A 26,358-nucleotide genomic window follows, 5' to 3' on the forward strand; every position below is an offset into this window, starting at 1 on the left:
CCATGGCGCCCGGTCTGGAGCCCACAAGGGTTTACCATTGCCGGCCATGCAAGCCGCACTCGACGCCCTGACCGACAAGCTGCGCAAGGCCATCGAGCTGGGCCGGCCGCTGCGCATCCGCGGCGGCGGCACCAAGGACTTCTACGGCCAGCTGCTGCACGGCGACGTGCTGGACACGCGGCCGCTGGCCGGCGTGACGGCCTACGAGCCCAGCGAGCTGGTGGTCACCGTGGGCGCCGGTACGCCCCTGGCCGACGTACACGCCCTGCTGGCCGAGCGCCAGCAACACCTGCCCTTCGAGCCGCCGCAGTTCGGCCGCACCGGCACCGTGGGCGGCATGGTGGCCGCCGGCCTGGCCGGACCGGCGCGCGCCAGCGCGGGCGGCGTGCGCGAGCACGTGCTGGGCGTGCAGATGCTCAACGGCAAGGGCGAGCTGCTCAGGTTCGGCGGCCAGGTGATGAAGAACGTGGCCGGCTACGACGTCAGCCGCCTGATGGCCGGCGCGCTGGGCACGCTGGGCGTGATCGTCGAGGTCAGCCTCAAGGTGCTGCCGCTGCCGCCGGCCGAATGCACCCTGGTGTTCGAGCTGTCCGAGACCAGCGCGCGCCAGCAGCTCAACCGCTGGGGCGGCCAGCCGCTGCCGCTGAACGCCAGTTGCTGGGCCGGCGGGCTGCTGGCCGTGCGCCTGCGCGGCGCGCGCGCGGCCATCGACGCGGCGCGGCGCGCCATGGGCGGCGAGCTGCTGGACGCCGAGCGGGCCAGCCGCCAATGGTGCGCGCTGCGCGACCAGCGCCTGCCGTTCTTCCGGCTGGACGCCGGCCAGGCGCTGTGGCGCGTCAGCGTGCCTGACACCGCCGCCCCGCTCAACCTGGGCCCCACTTTGCTGGAATGGCACGGCGCGCTGCGCTGGCTGCGCCTGCCGCCGGCGGCCGCGCCCCAGGTGCGCGCGGCGGCGGCCCGCGCCGGCGGCCATGCCACGCTGTTTCGCGGTGGCGACGGGCGCGTGCCGGTGTTCACCCCCATGCCCGCGCCGCTGGCGCGCATTCACGCGCAGCTCAAGCAGGCCTTCGATCCGGCGGGCATCCTCAACCCCGGCCGCCTGTCGCTCGATTTCTGAGAAGGCGTAAACGAATCCGTCATGCCCGCTCATCCCGCCAAAACGCGCCCGCTCGGCGTTGCAAATGCTCGCCATAGCCCCCGCTATGGCTGCGCTTTGCGCCTTGATCGGCCGCGTTTTCGCGGTCTGCTCGGACACGCCGGATTCATTCACGCCTTCTGATTCGATGCAAACCCATCTCGCGCCTGAATTTGCCGGCACCCCCGAAGGCCAGGAGGCCGAGGCCATTTTGCGCAAGTGCGTGCACTGCGGCTTTTGCCTGGCCACCTGCCCCACCTACCAGCTGCTGGGCGACGAGCTGGACAGCCCGCGCGGGCGCATCTACCAGATCAAGCAGGTGCTGGAAGGCCAGGCGCCCACGCGCGAGACGCAGCTGCACCTGGACCGCTGCCTGACCTGCCTGAACTGCGAAAGCACCTGCCCCAGCGGCGTCGAATACGGCCACCTGGTGGACATCGGCCGCCAGGTGGTGGAGCGCAAGGTCGAGCGCCCACCGGCCCAGGCGCGCCAGCGCGCGCTGCTGCGCACGGGCCTCACCTCACCGCTGTTCGGCCCCGCCATGCGCCTGGGCCAGGCGGTGCGCGGCTGGCTGCCCGCATCGATCAAGGCCAAGGTGCCCGAGCGGCGCGGCGCCGGCGCCTGGCCGCGCGGCACGCACGCGCGCCAGGTGCTGCTGCTGGAAGGCTGCGTGCAGCCGGCGATGGCGCCCAACATCAACACCGCCACCGCGCGCGTGCTGGATGCGGCAGGCATCCAGTGCATCCGCCCACGCGGGCAGGGCTGCTGCGGCGCGGTCAAGTTCCACCTGGCCGATGACGCCGGCGGGCTGGCGCAGATGCGCGCCAACATCGACGCCTGGTGGCCGCACGTCGAGCGCGGCGGCGTCGAGGCCATCGTCAGCAACGCCTCGGGTTGCGGCGTGCTGGTCAAGGACTACGGCCATCTGCTGCGCGGCGATGCGCGTTATGCCGAAAAGGCCGCGCGCGTGTCGGCGCTGGCGCGCGACGTGAGCGAGCTGCTGCCCGACATCGCCGCCGCCCTGGCTGGCCGCGTGCGCGTGCCAGGCGGCGTGCTGGCCTGGCACGCGCCCTGCACGCTGCAGCACGGCCAGCAGCTGCGCGGCGGGGTCGAGCAGCACCTGGGCGCCTTGGGCTTTGCGCTGCGCCCCGCCGCGCAGGAGGCGCACCTGTGCTGCGGCTCGGCCGGCACCTACTCGGTGCTGCAGCCCGCGCTGTCGCTGCAGCTGCGCGAGCGCAAGCTGGGCCACCTGCTGGGCGAGACGGCAGCCGAGCGCCCGGCGGCCATCCTGTCGGCCAACATCGGCTGCATCACGCACCTGCAGGCCGGCACCGACGTGCCGGTGCGCCACTGGATCGAGGTGCTGGACGAGGCTCTATCAAAACAGTAGCTGCTCACGCTCATTGCATGCGGGCTAGAGCCCGATTTGATTCGAAACCTCAGTGCCGCACCGCCAGCAGCGCGGTCAGCATGATCAGCGCGCCGCCCAGCCACACCATGGGCGTGGGGTGCGCCGCGCCCAGCACGAAGGACGAGCCGGTGGCAATCACCACCTCCGACAGCATCAGCAGCGCCGTCACCTGCGCCTTCAGGCACGCCGCGCCGTACTGCAGCGCCAGGTTGCCGCCCAGAAAGCCCGCGGCCAGCACCCCGATCCAGGGCAGCCAGCTGGCCGACGGCGCCGGCAGCGGCCCGCCCGCGACGCCGCCCAGCGCCAGGCCGCCGGCCATGGCCAGGCCGCCGCAGAACATGGCCAGCGCGCGCCCGTCCTCCGGCGTGTCGCGCCAGCGGCGCACCAGCGCGTTGGTCAGCGCAAAGCAAAAGCCGCCCGCCAGCGCCAGCCAGTCGGCGCCACCCTGGGGCAGCGGCCAGGCCGATCCGGGGCGCCACAGCACCAGGGCCACGCCCGCCAGCGCCAGCAGCAGGCGCCCCAGCGCGGCGCGCGTGGGCCGCTCGCCCACCAGCAGCCAGGCCAGGCCGATGGACCACACCGGCATCAGGTAGAACAGCAGCGTGACGCGCACCACGTCCCCCGCCGTGATGGCCCAGTTGAAGCACACGTTGGTCAGCCCCGCCGCCGCCGCCAGGCCCCACAGGCGCGGGTTTTGCGCCAGCGCCCGCGCGCCCTGCGGGCGCCACGCGAGCAGCGCCGCCAGCGCCAGCACGTAGACGAAAGCCGTGGCCCACACCGGGTGCAGGCCGCGCGCCTGCAGCGCCTTGAACGGCAGCCAGGCCAGGCCCCAGACCGAGGCGTTCAGCAGCAGGGCCAGCGCCGGGCCCAGGGTGCCGGTCGGCGTTGCCATCAGTGATGCAGCCGGTCGCTGCGCGCCAAATCCAAAAGGCGCTCCAGCTCGGCCGTGTGGTGGCGCTGGTTGTGGTGGTGCCAGTGGCGAATCAGCGCCATCATGACCACCACCACGGCGCCGAACAGCACGATGGCGCCGAAGGCCGGCAGGCCCAGACCGGTGGCCGCGCTGTAGAAGGCGCCCAGCACCAGGATGGCCGCCTGCTCGTTGAAGTTCTGCACCGCGATGGAGCGCCCCGACCCCATCAGGTTGTGGCCGCGGTGCTGCAGCAGCGCGTTCATGGGCACCACGATGTAGCCGCCCAGCGCGCCCAGCAAAACCAGAAAGGGCACCGCCACGCCCAGGTGCCGCACCAGCACCATGGCCGCCACCAGCGCCCCCATCAGCAGGCCCAGCGGCAGCACGGCGGTGGCGCGGTCCAGCCGCACCCACATCGACGCCGCCACCGCGCCCGCCGCCGTGCCCAGGGCCACCACGCCCACCAGGTTGGACGCCGCGGTGGTGCCGTAGCCCAGCGCCACGGCGGCCCAGGCCAGCACGATGTAGCGCATGTTGCCCGACACGCCCCAGAACAGGGTGGTGGTGGCCAGCGCGATCTGCCCCAGGCGGTCGTGCCACAGGCGGCGGTTGCAGCGCCAGAAGTCGGGCAGCAGCAGCCACATGGCGCGCCGCGGCAGGCGCCGCATCTTCACGCCGGTGCGCGGAATCCACAGGTTGATGGCGGCGGCGATGGCGTAGACGAACACCAGGCCGGCAATGGCCGCCTCGGCGGGCTTGTCGATACCGGTGTCGATCCAGGGCACGTCGAAGCTGAGCAGCCAGTCCGACAGGCGCGGGCTGACCAGCTGGCCGCCCAGCACCACGCCCAGGATAATGGAGGCAATGGTCAGCCCCTCGATCCAGCCGTTGGCTTTGATCAGTTGCGAGGGCGGCAGCAGCTCGGTCAGGATGCCGTACTTGGCCGGCGAATACGCCGCCGCGCCCAGGCCGACGACGGCGTAGGCCAGCAGCGGGTGGCCGCCGAACAGCATCAGCACGCAGCCGACGATCTTGATGGCATTGCTGAGAAACATCACCCAGCCCTTGGGCCGCGAGTCGGCAAACGCCCCCACCCAGGGCGCCAGCAGCACGTAGAACAGCGCGAACATGGGCACCAGCGCGGCCTGCTGCCAGTCGGTGGCGCCGCTGCGGCGCAGCATCTCGACTGCCGCGACGAACAGCGCGTTGTCGGCCAGCGAGCTGAAGAACTGCGCGGCCATGATGGTGTAGAAGCCGCGCTTCATCGGGATGGGGGTGGGAGAGCGGGAGTGAGACGGGACGACAACAATTCGTAACCTGGCAAGGTGGCGGGTTATAGCACGCGCCCTCGCGCGCATGATGCGGGCCCACACGCACGCGGGCGGGTGCCAAAATCGGCGGCCATCCGCCATTGTCCACCCGCCGCCATGCCCCGCCCCATCCAGGCCACCATCCACACCGGCGCGCTGCGCCACAACCTGGCGCGCCTGCGCGCCGCCGCCCCGGGCGCGCGCCTATGGGCCGTCGTCAAGGCCAACGCCTACGGCCACGGCATCGAGCGCGCCTACGAAGGCCTGCGCGGCGCCGACGGCTTTGCCCTGATCGACCTGGCCGAGGCCGAGCGCGTGCGCGCGCTGGGCTGGCGCGGGCCCATCCTGCTGCTGGAAGGCGTGTTCGAGCCGCGCGATCTCGAGCTGTGTTCACGCCTGAACCTGTGGCACACCGTGCACTGCGACGCGCAGATCGACTGGCTGGCCATGCACAAGACGCACGCACCGCACCGCGTGTTCCTCAAGCTCAACTCGGGCATGAACCGCCTGGGCTTCACGCCCGAGCGCTTTCGCGCCGCCCACGCCCGCCTGTCGGCGCTGCCCCAGGTCGACGAGATCGCACTGATGACGCACTTTGCCGACGCGGACGACGCCAGGGACATCACCGCGCAGTGGGCCGTGTTCGAGCGCGTCACCGACGGCCTGCCCGGCGAGCGCAGCGTGTGCAACAGCGCCGCCACCCTGCGCCACGGCCACGAGACCGCCGTGCGCGCCGACTGGGTGCGCCCCGGCATCGCGGCCTACGGCGGCTCGCCCGACCACCCCGTGCACAGTGCCGAGCACTGGGGCCTGCAGCCGGCCATGAGCCTGAACGCCCGCTTGCTGGCGGTGCAGCAACTGGCCGCCGGCGACACCGTGGGCTACGGCTCCAGCTTCACCGCCCCCGCGCCCATGCGCGTCGGCACCGTGGCCTGCGGCTACGCCGACGGCTACCCGCGCCACGCCGGCACCGGCACGCCGGTGCTGGTGGACGGCGTGCGCACCCGCACCCTGGGCCGAGTCAGCATGGACATGCTGGCAGTCGACCTGAGCCCCGTACCGCAGGCCGGGCCGGGCAGCGAGGTCACGCTGTGGGGCCGTTCAAGCCACGGCGCCGTGTTGCCCATCGACGAGGTGGCGCAGGCCGCCGGCACCATCGGCTACGAGCTGATGTGCGCGCTGGCGCTGCGGGTGCCGGTGACGGTGGACTGATGACGGCAATCAGCGCAAAAACGCGTCGTACCCCGTTTTCAGGATCAGTACCCCCACCACCACGATGAACACCCCGCGCACGAAGCCCGCGCCGTGCTTGAGCGCCAGGCGCGTGCCGATCAGGCTGCCGGCCACGTTGGCCACGGCCAGCACGGCGCCCACCTGCCACCAGATGTGGCCCTTGGACGCAAACAGGGCAATGGCGGCGATGTTGGTGGCCACGTTCAGCAGCTTGGCCGAGGCCGAGGCGTTAATGAAGTCATAGCCCAGCAGACGCACGAACAGAAAGATGAAGAAGCTGCCGGTGCCGGGGCCGAAAAAGCCGTCGTACCAGCCCAGGACCAGCCCGATGCCGCAAGCCAGCAGGGTTTCGCGGCGCACGTCGTGGCGCGGCGCGTGCACGCGGCCCAGGTCCTTCTTGGCCAGGGTGTAGAGCAGCACGGCCAGCAGGATCACCGGCAGCAGCTTGCGCAGGAAGGCCGGGTCGATCACCGTCACCACCCAGGCGCCCACGAACGAGCCGACGAAGGCCGCCCCCGCCGCCGGCCCCATCACCCGCCAGCGCATCTGCACGCGGCGCGCGTACTGCACGGTGGCGATGCTGGTGCCCCAGACCGAGGCGCTCTTGTTGGTGCCGAACAGCGTGGCGGGCGCGGCGCCGGGGTAGGTGGCGAACAGGGCCGGGATCAGGATCAGGCCGCCGCCACCGACGATCGAGTCCACCAGCCCGGCCAGCAGCGATGCGGCCGCGACGATCAGCAAGTCCATGGGGAAAGGGGGGTCAGAAAAGAGATCGAGCCCGCGCTGGAAAACGGTGCGCCACCGGCGCAGGCCAAGGCCCCGATTGTCCGCGATTGGCCATGGGCCGGCAGCCGTCGGCCCAAAACAAAGGGCGCCCTGGGGCGCCCTGGAAAAAAATGCAGACCGGTTTGAACTGTCGCTCGGTCTGTCGGCTGATCTTGTTGCTGTTGTTGGAGGTCGGTTTGTCTCCTCGGCCCCTCGTGGTGCCAGGCCCGGGGGGCGGCAGCACCGATAACCTGTGACTTTATCGATGCCGCAAGGCCTTGACCATCGGGACTTGCCCGAATTCAAGGCCTGGGTTCATTTCTGATGGCGAGATGGCCAAGTCATAAATGAAACGTTAAGCATTCAGATCAGCGTTTTTCGTGTCCGATCTGCGGCAGCATGGAGCCGGCGCCCAGCTCCAGCAAGCCGCTTCGGGCATACACCGCCAGCTTGCCGCGGGTGTCGGTGATGTCCAGGTTGCGCATGGTGAGTTGGCCGATGCGGTCGAGCGGGCTGAACGGCGCGTCCTCCACCTTTTCCATCGACAGGCGCTCGGGCGCGTAGGTCAGGTTGGGCGATTCGGTGTTGAGCAGGCTGTAGTCGTTGCCGCGGCGCAGCTCCAGCGTGACCTCGCCGGTGACGGCGCGCGCCACCCAGCGCTGGGCCGATTCGCGCAGCATGATGGCCTGCGGGTCGAACCAGCGGCCCTGGTACAGCAAGCGGCCCAGCTTGAGGCCGTTGATGCGGTACTGCTCGATGGTGTCCTCGTTGTGGATGCCGCTGATCAGCCGCTCGTAGGCGATGTGCAGCAGGGCCATGCCGGGGGCTTCGTAGATGCCGCGGCTCTTGGCCTCGATGATGCGGTTTTCGATCTGGTCGCTCATGCCCAGGCCGTGGCGCCCGCCGATTCGGTTGGCCTCCAGCATCAGCTCGACCGGGTCGGCGAATTCGCGGCCGTTCAGGGCCACGGGCTGGCCTTCGGCAAAACGCACGCGCACTTCCTCGGCCTTGACCTCCACCTCGGGCTTCCAGAAGGCCACGCCCATGATGGGCTTGACGATGCGGATGCCGCTGTTCAGGAACTCCAGGTCCTTGGCCTCGTGGGTGGCGCCCAGCATGTTGGAGTCGGTCGAATAGGCCTTTTCTGCCGACATCTTGTAGTCAAAACCCGACTTCTGCATGAATTCGGACATTTCCTTGCGGCCGCCCAGCTCGTCGATGAAGCGCTGGTCCAGCCAGGGCTTGTAGATCTTCAGCGCCGGGTTGGCCAGCAGGCCGTAGCGGTAAAAGCGCTCGATGTCATTGCCCTTGAACGTGCTGCCATCGCCCCAGATGTTGACGTCATCGTCCTTCATCGCATTGACCAGCATGGTGCCGGTCACGGCGCGGCCCAGCGGCGTGGTGTTGAAGTAGGTGGCGCCGGCGGTCTGCACATGAAAGGCCCCGCACTGCAGGGCGGCAATGCCTTCATGCGCCAGCTGGGCGCGACAGTCGACCAGGCGGGCCTGCTCGGCGCCGTAAGCCAGGGCCTTGCGCGGGATGGCGTCGTAGTCGTCCTCGTCGGGCTGGCCCAGGTTGGCGGTGTAGGCGTAGGGCACGGCGCCCTTCTGGCGCATCCACAGCAGGGCGGCGCTGGTGTCCAGGCCGCCCGAGAAGGCGATGCCGACCTTCTGGCCGGCGGGGAGCGTTTGGAGGATGGTGTTGGACATGGGCAAGTGGGCGATGCAGGTGCCGCCAGCGCGGCGCAGACGAAAACCTGGATTGTCGCTGGCTTTTGTCTCAAGCCCAGGGGCTGATGACGGGAACGGTGCGCCGGCCATGCCGGCGGTAGATTTGAAAATCTCGATCGAGGGTGAACACCTTGCTCGGCTCGTGCAGCTCGCTCATGCGAAGCAGGCAGGCATCGGCCAGCGAGGCGGGTACGTTGTCGTAGCGCTCGAACAGCGCCCGCACCGAGGCCATCTGCTCCTGCACGTCGAAGCCGATGCGAACCACTCCCCGCTCCAGCATCTTGAGCGCGGCGGCCGGGTCAAAGCCGTGGCGGGCCAGCAAAAAGCAGGTTTCGGCCACCACCGCCTCGCAGGTCAGCACCGGCTGATCGAGCAGGGCCCACTGCGCACGGCTCCAGGCGTGGTAACCGTCGTCGCGGCACAGCAGGGCCACCCACGGGCCCGTGTCCAGCAGCACATGCATGGGTGCGGCGGATCAGTGTTTGCCGAACTCGGCCAGATGCGCCGGGTTGCTGGACAGATCCCTGGGCCCGCCGCCAAAGCAGCCCACCAGATCGGGCAGGGCGCCCAGCAGCTTGTTGGCAGGCGCTGTCGCTTCTTCCTGCTGCACCAGTGCGTGCAAGGCCTGGCGCACCACGTCCGAGCGCGTCTGATGCGCACGCGCCGCTACGGCGTCCAGGGCCATCAGCAGATCGGGCGGAATCTTGATCGTCAGCGTGTTCATGCCGCTCATAATACGCTCTGCCGACGCGTATTACAAGAGCGATTGAACCGTCAGCGGCGCCCGATGTTGTTCTTCATGTGCGCCAGCGCAATGGCCAGCGCGCCGGCGCCCAGGGTCTTGATCAGATCGGGGTGCTCGGCATAGATGCCGCCGATGCGGTCGAGCAGGCCGGGCTCCTGCTTTTGTGCCGACACCACCACGTCGCGCACCTGGTCGGGCGTGACGGTGCCGGCCTTGGCGACGGACACCTGCGGGGTGTCCGTGCCCTCGTGGCCCGACAGCACGCCGCCGGCCACGCCGGCCAGCGCGCCGGGGCCCAGCTTTTCGGTGATGGTGTTGAGGATGGCGGCCTGCTGTTCGGGGCTGGCCTGGCCGAACATCTGCGAGACGATCTGCGACAGATCGGGCGTCTGGTCCGAGCGCAGCGCCGCGCTCACGCCGCCTTGCAGGTCGCCCTTGCTGGCGGTCTGCGTGATCTGGTCGAGCTGGCTGGCGCTGGGCTGGCCGGCACCACCCACGATTTGCTGCAACAGGTCGGCGAGGGACATGGCTTTCTCCTGGATTGACTGGGGTGTGCGCAATATATGCCAGCACCGTCTCTTCTTGCGGCCACCCTGGCGGGCCACCCATGAACCGGAGGCCGCGCATGCCGAGGAAAAATTCACGAAGCCCTGGTATTTCGGTCCATGCCGCCGAGCCCTCGCAGGACGCGATTTTTCTCCTTGTATATTTTGTAAGGATTGAATTTTTTCGTCAAAGCACATGAACCGTTCCATTTTTCGCACGATGGCTGTCATCGTCGCCATCGCATCGGCCACCACCGGGTGCGTGACGACCGAGCAGTCGCGCGCGCTCGACACGCCCAAGCCCGTCGCATCCACGCGGGCCTACCAAGGCCCGCGCATGCCGGTCTCGGTGGGCAAATTTGCCAACCAATCCAGCTTCTTGCGGGGGATTTTCACGGACGGCGTCGACCGTCTGGGCGGGCAGGCCCAGACCATCTTGGTCACGCAGTTGCGCCAAAGCGGCCGTTTCAACGTGCTGGATCGCACCAACCTGACGGAGACCAAGCAGGAGGCTGCGCTTTTGAACCAGACGCAGACACTCAAGGGCGCCCCGTTCGTGATTACAGGCGACATCAGCGAGTTTGGCCGCAAGGAAGTGGGTGACCGCCAGTTGTTTGGCGTGCTGGGTCGGGGCAAGGAGCTGGTGGCCTACGCCAAGGTCAGCGTCAACGTGGTGCGCGTGCAAACCGGCGAAGTTGCGTATGCCGCGCAGGGTGCTGGCGAATACAGCCTGTCCAGCCGCGAGATTGTCGGCTTTGGCACCCACGCGGGCTATGACTCCACCCTGAACGGGAAGGTGCTCGACCTGGCCATCCGCGAGGCCGTGGACCGGCTGGCCGAAGGCCTGGAGTCGGGTCAATGGGGAGCGGTGCAATGAACCGCATCCTTGCAATCACAGCCCGCTGGGGCGCGGGTGTTTGCGCGCTTGCGCTGATGGTCGGTTGCGCCGGAACCCAGCCGATGTATGGCGGCTGGAATGACTACCAGCCACAGGTCTATGCCTACCTCAAGAGCCAGGGCGAGCTCGATCCGGCCGAGCAAATTGCCAAGCTCGAGACGGCGCGGCAGAAGATGGAGCTCGAAGGCAAGGCGCTGCCACCGGGCTATCGCGCCCATCTGGGCATGCTGTACGCGAAGGCGGGGCAACCCGACCAAAGCGCTGAAAACATGGCCGCTGAAAAGGCCAGCTTCCCGGAGTCCACGTCATTCATGGACTTCCTTCTGCGCACTTTCAAAGGAAAAGCCAAACCATGACGACTCGCTCAACTCAACGAGGCATGGCCTGGCTGGGCAGCCTGATGGTTGCCGCGCTGATGGTGGGGTGTGCGACCAAGCCGGCATCTTCGTATGACTACACCGCCTTGCGCGCCGCCAAGCCTGCATCGATTCTGATCCTGCCGCCCTTGAACCCCACGCCCGAAGTCACAGCCCCGGCCGGCGTGCTGGCCAGCGCCACGCAGCCATTGGCCGAATCGGGCTACTACGTGCTGCCTGTGGCCGTGACGGACGAAATGTTCCGGCAAAACGGCATTCACACCGCCCACGATGCCCAGGATCTGCCGGTGGAAAAGCTGCGCTCCATCTTCGGGGCCGATGCCGCCCTGTATCTCGAAGTGCAGCAATACGGAACGGTCTATGCCGTGGTCCAGAACGACACCAAGGTGGAGTTGAATGCCCGCCTGATCGATTTGCGCACGGGTGACAAGCTGTGGAGCGGCCATGCCGTGGCACTCGACAGGCAAAGCAGCAATGCCGGGGGTGGCGTGGCGGGCCTGCTGCTGGGCGCGGTGATCAATCAAATCGTGGCCACGGCCACCGATCGCAGCGTGGATGTGGCGGCCAGAGCCAATGCGCAGCTGTTGACGGCGGGTCAACCGTACGGGCTGCTGTATGGTCCCCGCTCACCAAAATACGCGGCGGATGGCAAGCCCTGAGCAGGCGCTGCAGGTCATCGCGCGGGCGACAGGTGGCCGGGCACCGACACGCTTTCCGGCGGTCATGGTTTTCAAGGGCCAGCCTTTCATCTTCCACCACGACCGCCAGGGCGACGAAGCCTTCGTGGTGCTCAGGCAAGGCGCCAACGCCAGGAAGTGAGGGTGCCCGGGAATGGACAGGGCGCCCAGAGCTCAGGCACCATCATCGCCCCATGCCCCGCCGCCCGCACCACCACGTCTATGTCGTCGAGCTGTCCAGGGCCGTGCTGCAGGAGCCGCGTTTTCGCAAGAACAACCCGGGCTATGTGGACGGCAAACCCTGCGTGTATGTCGGCATGACGGGCCTGAACCCCGACCTGCGTTTCGACAAGCACAAGGCCGGCATTCAGGCCAACCGCTTCGTGCAGCAATACGGTTTGCGTTTGCTGCCCGACCTGTACGAAGGCTTCAACCCCATGAGCTACGCCGAAGCGGTGGAGCGCGAGGTCGAGATCGGGATCGATCTGCGCTCGGCGGGATTCGGCGTCTGGCAGGCCTGAAGAGGTCGGTGCCCCCGAAAGGCCGCCGGGCTGCTACAAGCCCAGATTCGGCCCCAGCGCCCGCTTGACCGCCGCCGCATCCACCCCGCTGCGCGCCGCCATGTCCTCGGCCTGGCTGTCGTCGATGGGGCCGACGTTGAAGTAGGTGCTGGCCGGGTGGCTGAAGTAAAAGCCGCTGACGCTGGCGCCCGGCTGCATGGCAAAGCTTTCGGTGACCTGCATGCCGACGTCGGCGGCGCCCAGCAGCGCAAACAGCGGCTGCTTGATACGGTGGTCGGGGCAGGCGGGGTAGCCGGGGGCGGGGCGGATGCCCTGGTACTTCTCGTCGATCATCTCTTCTTTCGAGAAGCGCTCGTCGGGCACGAAGCCCCACAGGTCGGTGCGCACGCGGTGGTGCAGCCATTCGGCGCAGGCCTCGGCCAGGCGGTCGGCCAGGGCCTCGAAGGTGATGGCGCTGTAGTCGTCGTGCGCGGCGATGAACTCGGCGATCTTCTCGCGCGCGCCGATGCCGGCCGTGCAGGCGAAGGCGCCGATGTAGTCGCGCACGCCGCTCTGGCTTGGGGCAATGAAATCGGCCAGGCAGCGGCTGGGGCGCAGCCGGCCGTCGGCGTCTTCCTGCTTTTCGGTCTGCTGGCGCAGGCCATGCCAGGTCAGCACCACGCCTTGCCGCGATTCGTCGGCGTACAGCTCGATGTCGTCGTCGCGCACGCTGTTGGCGGGCCACAGGCCGATGACGGCGTTGGCCGTGAGCCAGCGGTGCTCGACGATGTTTTTCAGCATGGCCTGCGCGTCGTTGTAGACGCGGGTGGCCTCGGCGCCCACCACGTCGTCGCTGAGGATGGCGGGGAATTTGCCGGCCAGGTCCCAGGTCTGGAAGAACGGCGTCCAGTCCATGAAGCGCACCAACTCAGCCAGGTCGATGTTCATGAACACGCGCCGGCCGATGAACTTGGGCACGGGCGGCGTGTAGTGCGCCCAGTCGATGGCCGTCTTGTTGGCGCGGGCCTTGGCCAGCGGCCACAGCGGTTGCTTCTTCTTGCGGGCGTGCAGGTCGCGCACGTGGGCGTAGTCGGCGCGCAACTCGTCGATGAACTTCTGGGCGCCATCGCCCAGCAGGCTTTGCGCCACGCCCACGCTGCGCGAGGCGTCGGGCACGTAGACCACGGGGCCGTCGTAGTGCGGCGCGATCTTGACGGCGGTGTGCACGCGGCTGGTGGTGGCGCCGCCGATCAGCAACGGAATGTTGCGGCTGCGGAAGTATTCGTCCTTCTGCATCTCGGCGGCCACGTACTGCATCTCTTCCAGGCTAGGGGTGATCAAGCCGCTCACGCCCACCATGTCGGCGCCCACCTCCTTGGCCTTGGCCAGCAGCTCGTGGCAGGGCACCATCACGCCCATGTTGGTCACCTCGAAGTTGTTGCACTGCAAGACCACGGTGACAATGTTCTTGCCGATGTCATGCACGTCGCCCTTGACGGTAGCCACCACCAGCTTGCCTTTGCTGCGCACGTCGCTGCCGGCGGCCTGCAGGGCGGCCTTCTCGGCCTCGATGTAGGGCAGCAGGTGGGCCACGGCCTGCTTCATCACGCGCGCGCTCTTGACCACCTGCGGCAAAAACATCTTGCCGGCGCCAAACAGATCGCCCACCACGTTCATGCCGTCCATCAGCGGGCCTTCGATGACCTGCAGCGGGCGCCCGCCGGCGGCGGCGATCTGCTGATAGCACTCCTCGGTGTCGGCCACCACGAAGTCGGTGATGCCGTGCACCAGCGCGTGCGACAGGCGCTCCTGCACGGTGCCGCTGCGCCACTCCAGCTTCTTGCTGTCGTCCTTGGCATTGCCCTTGGCCTGCTCGGCAATCTCCAGCAGGCGCTCGGCCGCGTCGGGGCGGCGGTTGAGCACCACGTCCTCCACGCGCTCGCGCAGCTCGGGCTCCAGCTCGTCGTACACGCCCACCATGCCGGCGTTGACGATGCCCATGTCCATGCCCGCCCGGATGGCGTGGTAGAGGAACACGGTGTGGATGGCCTCGCGCACCGGGTCGTTGCCGCGAAAGCTGAAGGACACGTTGCTGACCCCCCCCGACACCTTGGCGCCAGGCAGGTGCTGCTTGATCCAGCGCGTGGCCTCGATGAAGTCCACCGCGTAGTTGGCGTGTTCCTCGATGCCGGTGGCGATGGCGAAGATGTTGGGGTCGAAGATGATGTCCTCGGGCGCAAAGCCCACCTCGTCCACCAGCACGCGGTAGGCGCGCTCGCAGATGGTGGTCTTGCGCTCGAAGGTGTCGGCCTGGCCCTGCTCGTCGAAGGCCATCACCACGGCGGCGGCGCCGTAGCGGCGCACCAGCCGGGCCTGGCGTTTGAATTCATCGACGCCCTCCTTCATGCTGATGGAGTTGACGATGCCCTTGCCCTGCAGGCAGCGCAGGCCGGCCTCGATCACACTCCACTTGGAGCTGTCCACCATCACCGGCACCTTGGCGATGTCGGGCTCGGAGCCGATCAGGTTCAAAAAGCGCACCATGGCCGCCTGGCTGTCGAGCATGGCCTCGTCCATGTTGACGTCGATGACCTGCGCGCCGTTCTCGACCTGCTGGCGCGCCACCGCCAGCGCGTCCTCGAACTGGCCGGCCAGCACCATGCGGGCAAAGGCCTTGGAGCCGGTGACGTTGGTGCGCTCGCCGATGTTGACGAACAGGCTGCCCGCGCCAATGGTCACCGGCTCCAGGCCGGACAGCTTCATCGGGGGGACTTCGGGTGTGGGGGCAGTCATGGTCTCACCTGCGGCAGGGCGCGTTCAGGTGAGCGTCGTTGCAAGTCACAAGCGGGCCGCCAAGCCTGACGGGCCGCGCGCCAAGTCTCACCTTGGCGGGCCCGCTGCAACGCTCCTTGGCAGCGAAGCCCTGGATTTTAAGGCGCAGCGCAACCGGCGCGCCGCCGCGGGGTCACTGCACCAGGCGCACTTCCAGGCCGGCGCCGCGCAGGCGCTCCAGCAACTCCTTCACGTGCTCGTGCCCGCGTGTCTGCAGCACCATCTCGATCTCGACGTTCTGCGCCGCCAGCAGGGTGAAGGCGCGCTGGTGGTGCACCTCGTCCACGTTGGCGCCGCACTCGGCCACCAGGGCGGTGATGCGCGCCAGCGAACCGGGCACGTCGCGCGTGCTGACGACGATGCGCACCAGCCGGCCCGAGCGCACCATGCCGCGCTCGATGATGGCGGCCAGCAGCATGGGGTCGATGTTGCCGCCCGACAGCACCATGCCCACCTTCTTGCCCGCCAGGCGCTGCGGGTGCTTGAGCAGGGCCGCCAGCGCGGCCGCGCCCGCCCCCTCGACCAGGGTTTTCTCGATCTCCAGCAGCAGCACGATGGCCTGCTCGATGTCGCCCTCGTCCACCAGCAAAAAGTCGTCCACGTGGCGACGGATCAGCTCGACGCACTCGGGGCCCGGCGCGCCCACGGCGATGCCCTCGGCAATGGTGCTCACGCCCTGCTCCAGCTGCGTGCCCTGCATCAGGTTGGCCATGGCCGGAAAGCGCCGCGTCTGCACCCCCACCACGGTGATGCCGGGCTTGATGGCCTTGGCGGCGGTGGCCATGCCGGCGATCAGCCCGCCGCCGCCGACGGGCACCACCAGCGCATCCAGTTCGGGTTGCTGCGCCAGCATCTCCAGCGCGGCCGTGCCCTGGCCGGCCATGATGGCGGCGTCGTTGTAGGGGTGCACGAACACCAGGTTCCGGGCGTCGGCCAGCTGCCGGGCATGCGTGTAAGCCTCTTCCAGCGTGGCGCCGTGCAGGATCACCTGCGCGCCGAAGCCGCGCGTGCGCGCCACCTTGACGCCGGGCGTGAAGCTGGGCATGACGATGGTGGCCGGGATGCCCAGGCGCTGCGCGTGGTAGGCCACGCCCTGGGCGTGGTTACCCGCGCTCATGGCGATCACGCCGCGCGCGCGCTCGGCCGGCGTCAGCTGCACCAGCTTGTTGCAGGCGCCGCGCTCCTTGAAGCTGGCGGTGAACTGCAGGTTCTCGAACTTGAGGAACACCTGCGCGCCCGTCAGCTCGGACAGCGTGCGCGATTCCACGCAAGGGGTTTCCAGCACCTGCCCGCGCACCCGCGCGGCGGCTTGTTGAATGTCGGCCAAGCTCAGCATGGCGCGATTGTGCGCGCAAGCGGGCAGGCCGCTAAACCGCCGACGCCGGCAGCCCGAACACGTGGTCGAACCCCCAGTTAAAAACGAAGGTGTAGACCAGGAAAAACAGCATCAGCCCCAGGTCCATCACCAGCGCCTGCCACAGGCCAACGTCGAACCACCAGGCAAACAGCGGCACCAACAACAGCGCCAGCCCGCCCTCGAAGCCAATGGCGTGCGCCACGCGCCGCGCCAGGTTGCGCCCGCGCCGGGCCTGGCGGCTTTCCCAGCGCTCGAACAGGGCGTTGAAACCGACGTTCCAGGCCACGGCGATGGCCGATGACACGGCGGAGATCACGCCCGAGTGCGCAACGCCCGAGTCGGTGAACCCCATGAAGCCCAGGGTGGTCACGACAATGGCGATCAGCTCATAGATCGTCACGAAGGCCACGCGCCGCCGCGGGCCCTGAAGCGGAAACAGCAGGGGAGAAGGAGAAGCCGACATGGGGCCTGACTGTAGCGAAGCGCCCGCACCCCCGCGTTGCGCGGTTTTCGGCCGCGGGCCACGGACGCAGGCCCGGCGGGCGCCGTCACATGCGGATGCAAGTGCGGCGGCGCGGCGCGGCCAGCAGCATCCACAATGCGCCCATGGCCCGCGCGCGGCGGGCCTTCGACTCCGTTTTTCTCCGGGCCGCATCGGCCTGCGCCCGCTCGATCCCTCCGTCTTTCGCATGCACCGTTTTCGCCCGACGCAGCTCGCTTTCCTGCTGTCCATCGCCTGCCCCGCCCTGTGTGGCGCGCAATCCCCCGCCGCTCCCGCGGCGCCGCCGGTGCCGGCCTCGCTGGCACCGGCCCTGGCCTGGCAGGCCTGCCTGGACCAGCCCGACGCGACGCGCCTGGCCTGCTTCGACGATTGGGCGCGCGCGCAGCAGGAACTCGTCCAGGCCATCGAGGACAAGAAGCGCTCCGTGCAGGCCTCGCCCACGCGCAACGTGGCCCCCAGCGCGCCGGCAGCCGCCGTGCGCGGCCAGGTGGCCGAGGCCCTGGCCACCACCCAGCCCGAGCGCGCCGAGGGCGCCACGGTGTCGGGCTCGGCCGGCATCGTCGGCGTGGGGCTGGAGCAGGGCTGCCGCGACCGCCAGTTTTCCGAGCTGTCGCGCTTCTGGGAGCTGGAGTCCGGCTCGAGCTGCCCGACCTTCGGCCTGCGCTCGTTTCACCCCACCACCGCCTCGGTGGCGGTGGGCGACCGCGTCGATCGCCAGCCGCAGTCGGCCAACCCGATCAACAGCGTCACCACGCCCTTCGACTACCAGCGGCGCGAAATGCGCCTGTCCCTGTCGGTGCGCACCAAGCTGGCCTCCGGCCTGTTCACGCCCGCAGGCGGCACGCTGCGCGATTCGCTGTGGGCGGCCTACACCCAGCAGTCGTACTGGCAGGTGTTCAACAGCGGGCTGTCGCGGCCGTTTCGCAGCACCGACCACCTGCCGGAGCTGATCTACGTCTACCCCACCACGCTGCAGCTGCCCGCCGGCTGGCTGTGGCGTTACTCGGGGCTGGGCCTGGCGCACCAGTCCAACGGCCAGAGCGACCCGCTGTCGCGCAGCTGGAACCGGGCCTACCTGATGGCGGGCTTTGAAAAAGGCGAGCGCTTCAACGCGCAGGTGCGGCTGTGGCAGCGCCTGCCCGAGCACGGCGCGCAGGACAACAACCCCGACATCAGCCGCTACATCGGCCGGGGCGACCTGACGCTGGCCTGGAACGTGAACGCCCAGAACACCCTGCGCGCCACCTACACCGGAGCGCTGAACCGCTACGGCTCGGGGCGGCTGGAATGGACGCGCTCGCTGGGCAACGGCTGGGGCAACAGCTTCTCGGGCCTGCGCCTGTACGCGGCCGTCTTCAACGGCTACGGCGACAGCCTGCTGGACTACAACTTCCGCCGCACGGTGTTCTCGATCGGGTTGAGCCTGGTGGACTTTTGATGCCCGTTAAGCTCGCCGCATGCCCACCCTGTCGCGCCGCCAGCTCGTCGGCCTGCTGCTGCTCACGCTGATGTGGGGCCTGAACTGGCCCATCATGAAAATCTCGCTGCGCGAGATGTCGCCGCTGCACTTTCGCGCCGCCACCATGGCCGGCGGGGCGCTGGTGCTGGCGGCCTGGTTCGGCTGGCGCGGGCTGCGCCTGCTGCCGCGCGGCGCGGCCGAATGGCGCGCCGTGGTGGTGCTGGGCGCGCCCAACATCCTGGGCTGGCACGCGCTGGCCATCATCGGCGTGGCGCACCTGCCGGCGGGCCGCGCGGCGATCCTGGGCTTCACCATGCCGGTGTGGGCGGTGCTGCTGGGCGTGCTGTTCTATGGCGAGCGCTTTACCGCGCGGCTGGCGCTGGCGGTGGGCGCCGTGTTGGCCGGCATCACGCTGCTGCTGTGGAACGAGCTGGGCCACCTGACGGGCAACCCGGCCGGCATCGTGTGGATGCAGGCCGCCGCCTTCTGCTGGGCGCTGGGCACCATCTGGATGCGCCGCGCGCACCTGACGCTGCCGGCCGAGACCCTGGTGGTGTGGATGATGGCGCTGTCGTCCGTGGTCATCGAGGCGCTGGCGCTGCTGCTGGAGCCGGCGCAGCGCTGGCAGTTCAGCGCGCCGGTGTGGGCCAGCCTGGTGTGGTCGGTACTGATCAACTACGGCGCGGCGCAGGCCATCTGGTTTGCGCTGGCGCGCGCCCTGCCTTCATCCACCAGCGCCATGAGCGTGATGGCCGTGCCCATGGTGGGCGTGCTGAGCAGCCCGCTGATCGTGGGCGAATGGCCCAGCTGGCAGGACCTGGCCGCCATGGCCTGCGTGGTGGTGGCCATTGGCGCGGTGCTGCTGCGGCCTGCGGTGCGCAGCGCGAATTCCTGAAACGATAGCTGCTTGCTCTTTAACGGTGCGGGCTGCATCCTGTTTTCGCTTAAATCCGAATCAGGCCGCCTCTTTGTAGAACCCCGCCGCCTGCACGCCGCGCGGCGCCAGCGGCCCCACTTCGCGGGCGATGGCGCCGATGTGATCGGGCGTGGTGCCGCAGCAGCCGCCCACGATGTTGACCAGGCCCTCGGCGGCAAACTCGTGCAGCAGGCGGCTGGTGACTTCGGGCGTTTCGTCGAAGCCGGTGTCGCTCATGGGGTTGGGCAGGCCGGCGTTGGGGTAGCAGCTGATGAAGGTGTCGGGCGCGGCGCGCGCCAGCTCCTGGATGTAGGGGCGCATCAGCGCGGCGCCCAGGGCGCAGTTCAGCCCCACGGCCAGCGGCTGGGCGTGGCGCACGCTGTACCAGAAGGCGGTCACCGTCTGGCCTGACAGCACGCGGCCCGAGGCATCGGTCACCGTGCCGCTGATGAGGATCGGCAGGCGCTCGCCGCTCTTCTCGAAGAACTCGTCGATGGCAAACAGCGCGGCCTTGGCGTTGAGCGTGTCGAAGATGGTCTCGACCAGCAACACGTCGGCGCCGCCCTCCACCAGTCCCTCCACCTGCTCGTAGTACGCGGCGCGCAGCGTCTCGAAGTCCACGTTGCGCGCGCCGGGGTCGTTCACGTCGGGGCTGATGCTGGCCGTCTTGGGCGTGGGGCCTAAAGCGCCGGCGACGAAGCGCGGCTTGTCGGGCGTGCTGTATTTGTCGCAAGCCGCGCGCGCCAGCCGGGCCGAGGCCACGTTCATCTCGCGCGCCAGGTGGGCCATGTCGTAGTCGGCCTGCGCCACGGTGGTGGCGCCGAAGGTGTTGGTCTCGATCAGGTCGGCGCCGGCAGCCAGGTATTTCTCGTGGATGTCGCGGATGAACTGCGGCTGCGTCAGGCTCAGCAGCTCGTTGTTGCCCTTGACGTCCTTGTGAAAGTCCTTGAAGCGCTCGCCCCGGTACTGCGCCTCGGTCAGCTTCAGGCGCTGGATCATGGTGCCCATGGCGCCATCCAGAATGATCAGGCGTTGCTGGAGGATGGCGGGCAAGGACTGGGCGCGGGTGTAGGCGGGTAAATTCATCGACAGTTCCAGAAAGGCTCAATTTGTTGCGTGCGCCCTGGGCCGGTGAGAAGCCACGCGCTTTCGAGCCGGTGCGGATGGCGCGGGCGGCGCTTGCAGCCATTGCCCGGCCGCCTGCGCGGTGCGGCCGATGTGCTGATCCATCAGGGACAGGGCTTTGGCGGTATCGTGCGCCAGGACGGCCTGCATCAGCGCACCATGCTCATCGGCCGCGCGCCGGCGTGGTGGCAGGGCCGCCGAGCCGGGCCGGCGATCGAACAGGCGGGCACCGAGATAGCGCTCGGAGTGATCGGCCAGCTGGGTGCGCAGGCGCAACAGCCAGGGCGAGCCGCAGGCGGCCACCAGCGCGTCGTGAAATGCGCGGTGCTTGAGCTCCCAGCCCAGCGTCGCCTCGGTGTCGCGTGAATCCGTGGGCAATGGCTCGCGAGCCAGACGGTGGTAGGCCGCCATGATGGCCGCTTCCCAGTCGGCGTCGCCGTTGGCGATGGCGTCGGTGAGAGCCATCGCCTCGATCCGCTGGCGCATGCTTGTGAGGTCTTTCAGCTCGCCCAGCGAAACCGGCGTGACCGAAAAGCCGCGCTGCCCCTCCGAGATCACGAAGCCTTCGCTGGCCAGGCGCAGCAAGGCTTCGCGCAGCGGGCTCAGCCCCAGTCCGTAGCACGCTTGCAGCTCGTTCATGCGCAGCCGCGCGCCGGGCTTGAAGCGCCCGGCGATCAGGTCGCCGCGCAGGTGCCGGTAGGCCGTCTCGGCCACCGTTCGATCGGCTGCGGGCACGCTGTTCGACATATCCCCAAGTCTCATCAGGCCGCCATTGTCTCGCATCGCCACCCATTGGGGGAATCACCAATGACAAAATCGGATGAAATTTATAAATTTCAATCAAATCAATAAAGGAACGCCGATGTCGTTTGCACTGGTCACCGTAGAGCACGCAGGGCGTCAGGTCGCCTGCATCGAGGTCGAGGGCCGCTACCACGCATTGGCCGATGCGCCCGCCGACCTGGCGCTGCCGCCCGATCTGATGGCCGTCATGGCGCAGTGGCCCACGGCCAGCGACCGGCTGGCGCGCTACGCCCAGCGGTGCGTGACGGGCGGCTGGGCGGCGTCGGAGGTCCGGCTTTCGACCCCGCTGCAGTTTCCGGGCAAGGTGCTGTGCGCGGGCGCCAACTACTACGACCACCTGGCGGAGATGGGCGTGCCGGACCTGCGCAAGCAGGCGCAACGGCTGTTCTTCTTCTTCAAGCCGCCACGCAACGCCCTGGTGGGGCCGGAGGCCGAGGTCGACATGCCGCTGGGCACCCGGATGTTCGACTGGGAGGTCGAGCTGGCCCTGGTGATCGGCCGGCGCAGCAGGCGTCTGACGCTGGACAACGCGCTCGATGCCGTGGCCGCGTACACGGTGGCCATCGACCTGTCGGCGCGCGACCTCAACCAGGCGCCCGACACCTTCTACAAGCTCGACTGGGTGGCCGGCAAGGCGCAGGACCGCTGCTGCCCGCTCGGCCCGCGCCTGGTCCCCGCGGCCTTCATCGGCGACCCGCACGACCTGGCGCTGCAACTGAGCGTCAACGGCGAGCTGAAGCAGGACGCACGCACCTCGGGCATGGTGTTCGACATCCGCGAGCAGCTCGTCACGCTGTCCAACATCATGACGCTCGACCCGGGCGACGTGGTGCTGACCGGCACGCCCGCCGGCGTCGGCTTTCCCAAGCGCACCTTCCTCAAGCCGGGCGACCGGGTCGAGGCGCGCATCGAGCGCATCGGCGCGCTCGCCGTGACCATCGGGGAGGCACGGCCATGATCGTGCGCTGCGCCTATCTGGAGGGCCGCGTCGAGGCGGCAAACCTGGCTCGGTTCGACGACTTCATCGCGCGCGAGATCGTGCCGGTGATGAAGCGCTTTCCCGGCGTGCGTTCGGTGCGCGTGATGCGTGCGCTGAGCGTGGAGGACGACGGCCCGCTGCTGCACATGACGTTCGAGTCGGTCTACGACTCGGTGGAGGCGATGAACCACGCCTTCGGCTTCCCGGTGCGGCAGGAACTGAAGGCGCGGATGAAGGAAATCCTGCCCCTGTTCACGGGGCGGCTCTTTCACATCACGCAAGAGCTGATTGCCGACGAGCCGGCTTGACCCTGCCGGATGGACGATTTCTCCCCCACGCGAAGGACGCCCCCCATGAACCGACGAAACCCCTTGCAACACCTGGGCCCTGCGCGATGACGCAGCCCATCGCCTTTGTCACCGGCGGCGGCTCGGGCATCGGCGGCGCGCCGGCCGACCCGGCGCAGATCGCGCACGCCATCGCCTTCCTGGCCTCCCCCCACACCACCTTCATCACCGGCCAGACCCTCTTCGTCGACGGGGGCAAATCGCTCGGCAGCCTCGGACTGTGAAAGGAACCTCCATGCACTCGACCCACCCCACCCGCCGCCACCTGCTCGCGCTCGGCGCGGCCGCCTTCACCGCATCGTTTGCCGGCACCGCGCGCGCCCAGACGGGCTGGCCGGACAAGCCGATCAAGATCATCGTGGCCTACTCCGCCGGTGGTGACACCGACGTGCTCGCCCGCGTGTTCGGCAAGGAGCTCTCGGCACGCATCCACCAGCCCGTCCTGGTCGAAAACCGCACCGGCGCGAGCGGCATGATCGGGACCTCCCTGGTCGCGCACGCCCCACCCGACGGCTACACGCTGCTGCTGGCGCCCAACACCGTGGCCATCACCCCGCTGGTGCTGAAGAACGCCAGCGGCGCCATGTACAACCCGGTGTCCGACCTCGCGCCCATCATCCAGCTCGGCAGCCAGTCCCTGTTCGTCGTGGTCAATGCGCAGACGGGCGTGCGCAGCGTGGACGAGCTCGTCGCCGCGGCCAAGGCCGGTCGCATCCAGTCGTACGCCAGCCCGGGCTACGGCACGCCCATGCACATCCTGGCCGAGCTGTTCGCCAAGTCCGCCGGTGTGCAGCTCACGCAGGTGCCCTTCCAGGGCAGCGCACCGGCGGTGCCGGCGCTGGTCGGCGGCCAGGTGCCGATGATGTTCACCACGCTCGGCCCGGTGGACGGCTTCCTCCGCGAGGGCAAGCTGCGCGTGCTGGCGGTGGCCGACCCGAAGCGCTCGCCGCTGCGCCCCGACGTGCCGACGCTGACCGAACTGGGCTACAAGGGCGCCGAGGTCGGCGCCTGGCAGGCGATGATGGGGCCGGCCGGGCTGCCCGATGCGTTGGTGCGCGAGCTCAACAGGCATTTCAACGAGATCCTGCAAATGCCGTCGATCCGCGAGCGCATGACCGCGATGTTCGTGGTGCCGGCCGGCGGCGACGCCGCTTCCATGGGGCGCCTAGTGGCCGACGACTACCGGCGCTACGCCAGGATCGTCGACGAGTTCAAGATCCACGCGAGCTGAAATTCTGCGCGCGCGGCGCGCACCCCATCCCCGCGTGCCGGCCGGTGCGCGGGGATTTTTGTCGCACGGACGCCCGCGGCACTGCCGCACAATCGCCCCCGTGCCTGCCATACCCATCCCCAGCACCGCCCCGCTCGCCATCCTGCGCGAGGTGTTCGGCTACGAGCACTTTCGCGGCCAGCAGGCCGCCATCACCCAGCACGTCACGGCCGGCGGCGACGCGCTGGTGCTGATGCCCACGGGCGGCGGCAAGTCGCTGTGCTATCAGATCCCGGCCATCGCGCGCCAGCGGGCCGGGCAGGGCGTTACGCTGGTGATCTCGCCGCTGATCGCGCTGATGCACGACCAGGTGGGCGCGCTGCACGAGGCGGGGGTGGCGGCGGCCTTTCTCAACTCCACGCTGGACTGGGCGCAGACCGAGGACATCGAGCGGCGCCTGCTGGCCGGGCAGATCACGCTGCTGTACGCCGCGCCCGAGCGCGTGGGCACGCCGCGCTTTCTGGGCCTGCTGGACACGCTGCACGCGCACGGGCAGCTCAGCCTGTTCGCCATCGACGAGGCGCATTGCGTCAGCCAGTGGGGCCACGACTTTAGGCCCGAATACCGCCAGCTGACGGTGCTGCACGAGCGCTGGCCCGGCGTGCCGCGCATCGCGCTGACGGCCACGGCCGACGCCACCACCCGCGCCGACATCGTCGAGCGCCTGCAGCTGCAGGACGCGGCGCCCTTCGTCAGCAGCTTCGACCGGCCCAACATCGCCTACACCATCGTCGACAAGAAGGACCCGGCGCGGCAGCTGCTGCGGTTCATCGAGGACGAGCATCCGGGCGAGGCGGGCATCGTCTACTGCCAGTCGCGCCGGCGCGTGGACGAGCTGGCCGCGCTGCTGTGCACCCAGGGGCTGGACGCGCTGCCCTACCACGCCGGCCTGCCGGCCGACGAGCGCCGGCACAACCAGGACCGCTTTCTGCGCGAGGACGGCGTGGTGATGGTGGCCACCATCGCCTTCGGCATGGGCATCGACAAGCCCGACGTGCGCTTCGTCGCCCACGTGGACCTGCCCAAGAACATCGAGGGCTACTACCAGGAGACCGGCCGCGCCGGGCGCGACGGGTTGCCGGCCGACGCCTGGATGGCCTATGGCCTGCAGGACGTCGTCAACCAGCGCCGCATGATCGACGACAGCCCGGCCGACGAGGCGTTCAAGCAGGTGATGCGCGGCAAGCTGGACGCCCTGCTGGCCCTGGCCGAAGCCACCGACTGCCGGCGCGAGCGCCTGCTGGCCTATTTTGGCGAGCGCATGGCCGATACTCCTGATTCGATAGCTGATGGCACTTGTTTGGTGCCGGCCAAAGGCCCAATCGACCCCGAATCCGCACGCCTGCGCTACCGCCCGGGCCACTGCGGCCATTGCGACAACTGCCGGCATCCACCCGAGGTGTGGGACGCCACCGACTGCGCGCGCAAGCTGCTGTCCACCGTCTACCGCGTGCGCGAGATGAGCGGCATCGGCTTTGGCGCCGGCCACCTGATGGACATCCTGCGCGGCAAGGCCAGCGACAAGATGCGCCAGTTCGGCCACGACAAGATCAGCACCTTCGGACTGGGCGCCGAGTTCAGCGAGGCCCAGCTGCGCGGCGTGCTGCGCCAGCTGATCGCCGTCGGCGCGCTGCGCGTGGACGCCGAGCACTTCAACACCGTGCAGCTGCTGCCCGCCGCCCGCCCCATTCTGCGCGGCGAGCAGCCCGTGCGCCTGCGCGCCCATGCGGCTGCGCCCGCCCGCGAACGCCGCCGCGGCAAGGCACATGGCGGCGCTCCCGCCCGCGCACCCGCCGCCGCCGTGGGGCTGGACGCCAGCGCCCAGCAGCGCTTTGCCGCGCTCAAGGCCTGGCGCGCCGAGGTCGCGCGCGAGCACAACGTGCCCGCCTACGTGATCTTTCCCGACGCCACCCTGGCGGCCATCGCGGAGCGCGCGCCGCAGGGCCTGGACGACCTCACCGGCATCAGCGGCATGGGCGCCACCCGCCTGCAGCGCCACGGCGCAGAGGTCCTGCGCGTGTGCCAATCGGCGCCCTGAGCGCCTGCCGGGCTGACGCGCCGGTTCGGACACCCCGCCTGCCCACAGGCCGAATGGCATGGGCCAAAATGGGCCCATAGGGTATATTGGCCTTTATTGGGTCTCCTGGAGCTTGTCATGACCACCGCCTTGGCCGCATCCCCGTCCGCCGTGCAGGCCCTGCCGCGCACGCCCGCGTCCGACGTCAAGAAGCTGGGCTGGCGCGGCGTGATGCGCGCCGTGGGGCGCGAAGGCCGCGTGCTGGTCACCAACCACGACCAGCCCGAGGCCGTCATCCTGTCCCCCGACGAATACCAGCGCCTGGTGCAGGCCGCCGAAAGCGCCCAGGCGCGCCAGCAGGACGCCCTGCAGGCGCTGCGCCAGCGCTTCGACGAGCGCCTGGCCGCGCTGGCCGCCGACGACGCCGGCGCCCGCCTGCTCGCGGCGTTCGCCCAGCCGGCCACGCTGGACGGGCAGGTCAAGGCCGGCCAGACGCACTGACCGGCACCGG

General features: G+C 69.2%; 28 protein-coding genes and 1 riboswitch. Of the genes, 16 read left to right on the forward strand and 12 right to left on the reverse strand.

Annotated elements, in window-relative coordinates:
* The first annotated feature begins 46 nt into the window (after positions 1-46).
* Positions 47-1,117 (forward strand): glycolate oxidase subunit GlcE, encoded by a 1,071-nt coding sequence (gene glcE, locus H6927_01680; GenBank protein ID MCP5216810.1) that lies wholly within the window; start codon positions 47-49, stop codon positions 1,115-1,117.
* 166 nt (positions 1,118-1,283) lie between these two features.
* Positions 1,284-2,525: a glycolate oxidase subunit GlcF gene (gene glcF / locus H6927_01685; GenBank protein MCP5216811.1), complete on the forward strand. Its 1,242-nt coding sequence runs from the start codon at positions 1,284-1,286 to the stop codon at positions 2,523-2,525.
* Positions 2,526-2,574: 49 nt separating this feature from the next.
* On the opposite strand, the gene H6927_01690 is transcribed toward glcF, so the two are convergent.
* On the reverse strand, positions 2,575-3,438 hold the full coding sequence (locus tag H6927_01690; protein MCP5216812.1) for a DMT family transporter: 864 nt from the start codon (positions 3,436-3,438) through the stop codon (positions 2,575-2,577).
* Positions 3,438-4,724: a lysophospholipid transporter LplT gene (lplT, locus tag H6927_01695; protein MCP5216813.1), complete on the reverse strand. Its 1,287-nt coding sequence runs from the start codon at positions 4,722-4,724 to the stop codon at positions 3,438-3,440. The genes H6927_01690 and lplT overlap by 1 nt, the downstream gene beginning before the upstream one ends.
* 162 nt (positions 4,725-4,886) lie before the next feature.
* On the opposite strand from lplT, the gene alr reads away from it, so the two are divergent.
* Positions 4,887-5,981, forward strand: a complete 1,095-nt coding sequence (alr, locus tag H6927_01700; protein MCP5216814.1) for an alanine racemase — start codon at positions 4,887-4,889, stop codon at positions 5,979-5,981.
* Positions 5,982-5,990: 9 nt separating this feature from the next.
* On the opposite strand, the gene H6927_01705 is transcribed toward alr, so the two are convergent.
* The 5 genes from H6927_01705 to H6927_01725 form a co-directional block, all read right to left on the reverse strand.
* On the reverse strand, positions 5,991-6,749 hold the full coding sequence (locus H6927_01705) for a TSUP family transporter (protein ID MCP5216815.1): 759 nt from the start codon (positions 6,747-6,749) through the stop codon (positions 5,991-5,993).
* 386 nt (positions 6,750-7,135) lie between these two features.
* Entirely contained in the window at positions 7,136-8,482 is a 1,347-nt protein-coding gene (gene argG / locus H6927_01710) for an argininosuccinate synthase (GenBank protein MCP5216816.1), read from the reverse strand.
* 64 nt (positions 8,483-8,546) lie between these two features.
* Positions 8,547-8,960, reverse strand: a complete 414-nt coding sequence (locus H6927_01715; GenBank protein ID MCP5216817.1) for a type II toxin-antitoxin system VapC family toxin — start codon at positions 8,958-8,960, stop codon at positions 8,547-8,549.
* Positions 8,961-8,972: 12 nt separating this feature from the next.
* On the reverse strand, positions 8,973-9,221 hold the full coding sequence (locus tag H6927_01720; protein MCP5216818.1) for a ribbon-helix-helix protein, CopG family: 249 nt from the start codon (positions 9,219-9,221) through the stop codon (positions 8,973-8,975).
* A 50-nt stretch (positions 9,222-9,271) separates the two neighbouring features.
* On the reverse strand, positions 9,272-9,769 hold the full coding sequence (locus H6927_01725) for a hypothetical protein (GenBank protein ID MCP5216819.1): 498 nt from the start codon (positions 9,767-9,769) through the stop codon (positions 9,272-9,274).
* A 214-nt stretch (positions 9,770-9,983) separates the two neighbouring features.
* On the opposite strand from H6927_01725, the gene H6927_01730 reads away from it, so the two are divergent.
* Genes H6927_01730 through H6927_01750 form a run of 5 tightly spaced genes read left to right on the forward strand, consistent with a single transcriptional unit; the run spans position 9,984 to position 12,260 of the window.
* Entirely contained in the window at positions 9,984-10,664 is a 681-nt protein-coding gene (locus tag H6927_01730) for a CsgG/HfaB family protein (protein MCP5216820.1), read from the forward strand.
* On the forward strand, positions 10,661-11,041 hold the full coding sequence (locus H6927_01735) for a DUF4810 domain-containing protein (GenBank protein MCP5216821.1): 381 nt from the start codon (positions 10,661-10,663) through the stop codon (positions 11,039-11,041). The genes H6927_01730 and H6927_01735 overlap by 4 nt, the downstream gene beginning before the upstream one ends.
* Positions 11,038-11,721, forward strand: coding sequence for a DUF799 domain-containing protein (locus H6927_01740; GenBank protein MCP5216822.1), 684 nt, complete (start codon positions 11,038-11,040; stop codon positions 11,719-11,721). The genes H6927_01735 and H6927_01740 overlap by 4 nt, the downstream gene beginning before the upstream one ends.
* On the forward strand, positions 11,708-11,881 hold the full coding sequence (locus tag H6927_01745; GenBank protein MCP5216823.1) for a hypothetical protein: 174 nt from the start codon (positions 11,708-11,710) through the stop codon (positions 11,879-11,881). The genes H6927_01740 and H6927_01745 overlap by 14 nt, the downstream gene beginning before the upstream one ends.
* A gap of 52 nt (positions 11,882-11,933) precedes the next feature.
* Positions 11,934-12,260 carry a hypothetical protein gene (locus H6927_01750; GenBank protein ID MCP5216824.1) on the forward strand — a complete coding sequence of 109 codons (327 nt, stop codon included), beginning with the start codon at positions 11,934-11,936 and terminating at the stop codon, positions 12,258-12,260.
* Between the two features lie 33 nt (positions 12,261-12,293).
* Here H6927_01750 and metH read toward each other — a convergent pair whose 3' ends face one another.
* The 3 genes from metH to H6927_01765 form a co-directional block, all read right to left on the reverse strand.
* A complete protein-coding gene (gene metH / locus H6927_01755) occupies positions 12,294-15,002 on the reverse strand; it encodes a methionine synthase (GenBank protein MCP5216825.1) in 2,709 nt (902 codons plus the stop codon).
* A 53-nt stretch (positions 15,003-15,055) separates the two neighbouring features.
* Positions 15,056-15,156: riboswitch (S-adenosyl-L-homocysteine riboswitch) on the reverse strand.
* 48 nt (positions 15,157-15,204) lie between these two features.
* On the reverse strand, positions 15,205-16,407 hold the full coding sequence (locus H6927_01760; GenBank protein MCP5216826.1) for a threonine ammonia-lyase: 1,203 nt from the start codon (positions 16,405-16,407) through the stop codon (positions 15,205-15,207).
* 31 nt (positions 16,408-16,438) lie between these two features.
* Positions 16,439-16,891, reverse strand: a complete 453-nt coding sequence (locus H6927_01765; protein ID MCP5216827.1) for a PACE efflux transporter — start codon at positions 16,889-16,891, stop codon at positions 16,439-16,441.
* Positions 16,892-17,117: 226 nt separating this feature from the next.
* Between H6927_01765 and H6927_01770 the strand changes: the two genes are divergently transcribed.
* Both H6927_01770 and H6927_01775 read left to right on the forward strand, forming a co-directional pair.
* Positions 17,118-18,368 (forward strand): phospholipase A, encoded by a 1,251-nt coding sequence (locus H6927_01770; GenBank protein MCP5216828.1) that lies wholly within the window; start codon positions 17,118-17,120, stop codon positions 18,366-18,368.
* A 19-nt stretch (positions 18,369-18,387) separates the two neighbouring features.
* On the forward strand, positions 18,388-19,284 hold the full coding sequence (locus H6927_01775) for a DMT family transporter (protein MCP5216829.1): 897 nt from the start codon (positions 18,388-18,390) through the stop codon (positions 19,282-19,284).
* 60 nt (positions 19,285-19,344) lie between these two features.
* Here the strand turns inward: H6927_01775 and H6927_01780 are convergent, their stop codons facing one another.
* Positions 19,345-20,391, reverse strand: a complete 1,047-nt coding sequence (locus H6927_01780; protein MCP5216830.1) for a homocysteine S-methyltransferase family protein — start codon at positions 20,389-20,391, stop codon at positions 19,345-19,347.
* Positions 20,392-20,409: 18 nt separating this feature from the next.
* Positions 20,410-21,192, reverse strand: a complete 783-nt coding sequence (locus H6927_01785) for an FCD domain-containing protein (GenBank protein ID MCP5216831.1) — start codon at positions 21,190-21,192, stop codon at positions 20,410-20,412.
* 100 nt (positions 21,193-21,292) lie between these two features.
* Here H6927_01785 and H6927_01790 point away from each other — a divergent pair, with 100 nt between their 5' ends.
* The 6 genes from H6927_01790 (at position 21,293) to H6927_01815 (ending at position 26,348) form a co-directional block, all read left to right on the forward strand.
* Positions 21,293-22,192: a fumarylacetoacetate hydrolase family protein gene (locus H6927_01790; GenBank protein MCP5216832.1), complete on the forward strand. Its 900-nt coding sequence runs from the start codon at positions 21,293-21,295 to the stop codon at positions 22,190-22,192.
* Positions 22,189-22,521 carry a hypothetical protein gene (locus tag H6927_01795; protein ID MCP5216833.1) on the forward strand — a complete coding sequence of 111 codons (333 nt, stop codon included), beginning with the start codon at positions 22,189-22,191 and terminating at the stop codon, positions 22,519-22,521. Before H6927_01790 ends, H6927_01795 begins: the two co-directional genes overlap by 4 nt.
* Positions 22,522-22,607: 86 nt before the next feature.
* Positions 22,608-22,784 (forward strand): SDR family oxidoreductase, encoded by a 177-nt coding sequence (locus H6927_01800; protein ID MCP5216834.1) that lies wholly within the window; start codon positions 22,608-22,610, stop codon positions 22,782-22,784.
* Between the two features lie 11 nt (positions 22,785-22,795).
* A complete protein-coding gene (locus tag H6927_01805; GenBank protein ID MCP5216835.1) occupies positions 22,796-23,791 on the forward strand; it encodes a tripartite tricarboxylate transporter substrate binding protein in 996 nt (331 codons plus the stop codon).
* 115 nt (positions 23,792-23,906) lie between these two features.
* A complete protein-coding gene (locus H6927_01810; GenBank protein ID MCP5216836.1) occupies positions 23,907-25,868 on the forward strand; it encodes a RecQ family ATP-dependent DNA helicase in 1,962 nt (653 codons plus the stop codon).
* 117 nt (positions 25,869-25,985) lie between these two features.
* Positions 25,986-26,348 (forward strand): type II toxin-antitoxin system Phd/YefM family antitoxin, encoded by a 363-nt coding sequence (locus tag H6927_01815; protein ID MCP5216837.1) that lies wholly within the window; start codon positions 25,986-25,988, stop codon positions 26,346-26,348.
* Positions 26,349-26,358: the final 10 nt, after the last annotated feature.

The organism is Burkholderiaceae bacterium, assembly GCA_024235995.1.
Lineage (GTDB): Bacteria > Pseudomonadota > Gammaproteobacteria > Burkholderiales > Burkholderiaceae_C > Ottowia.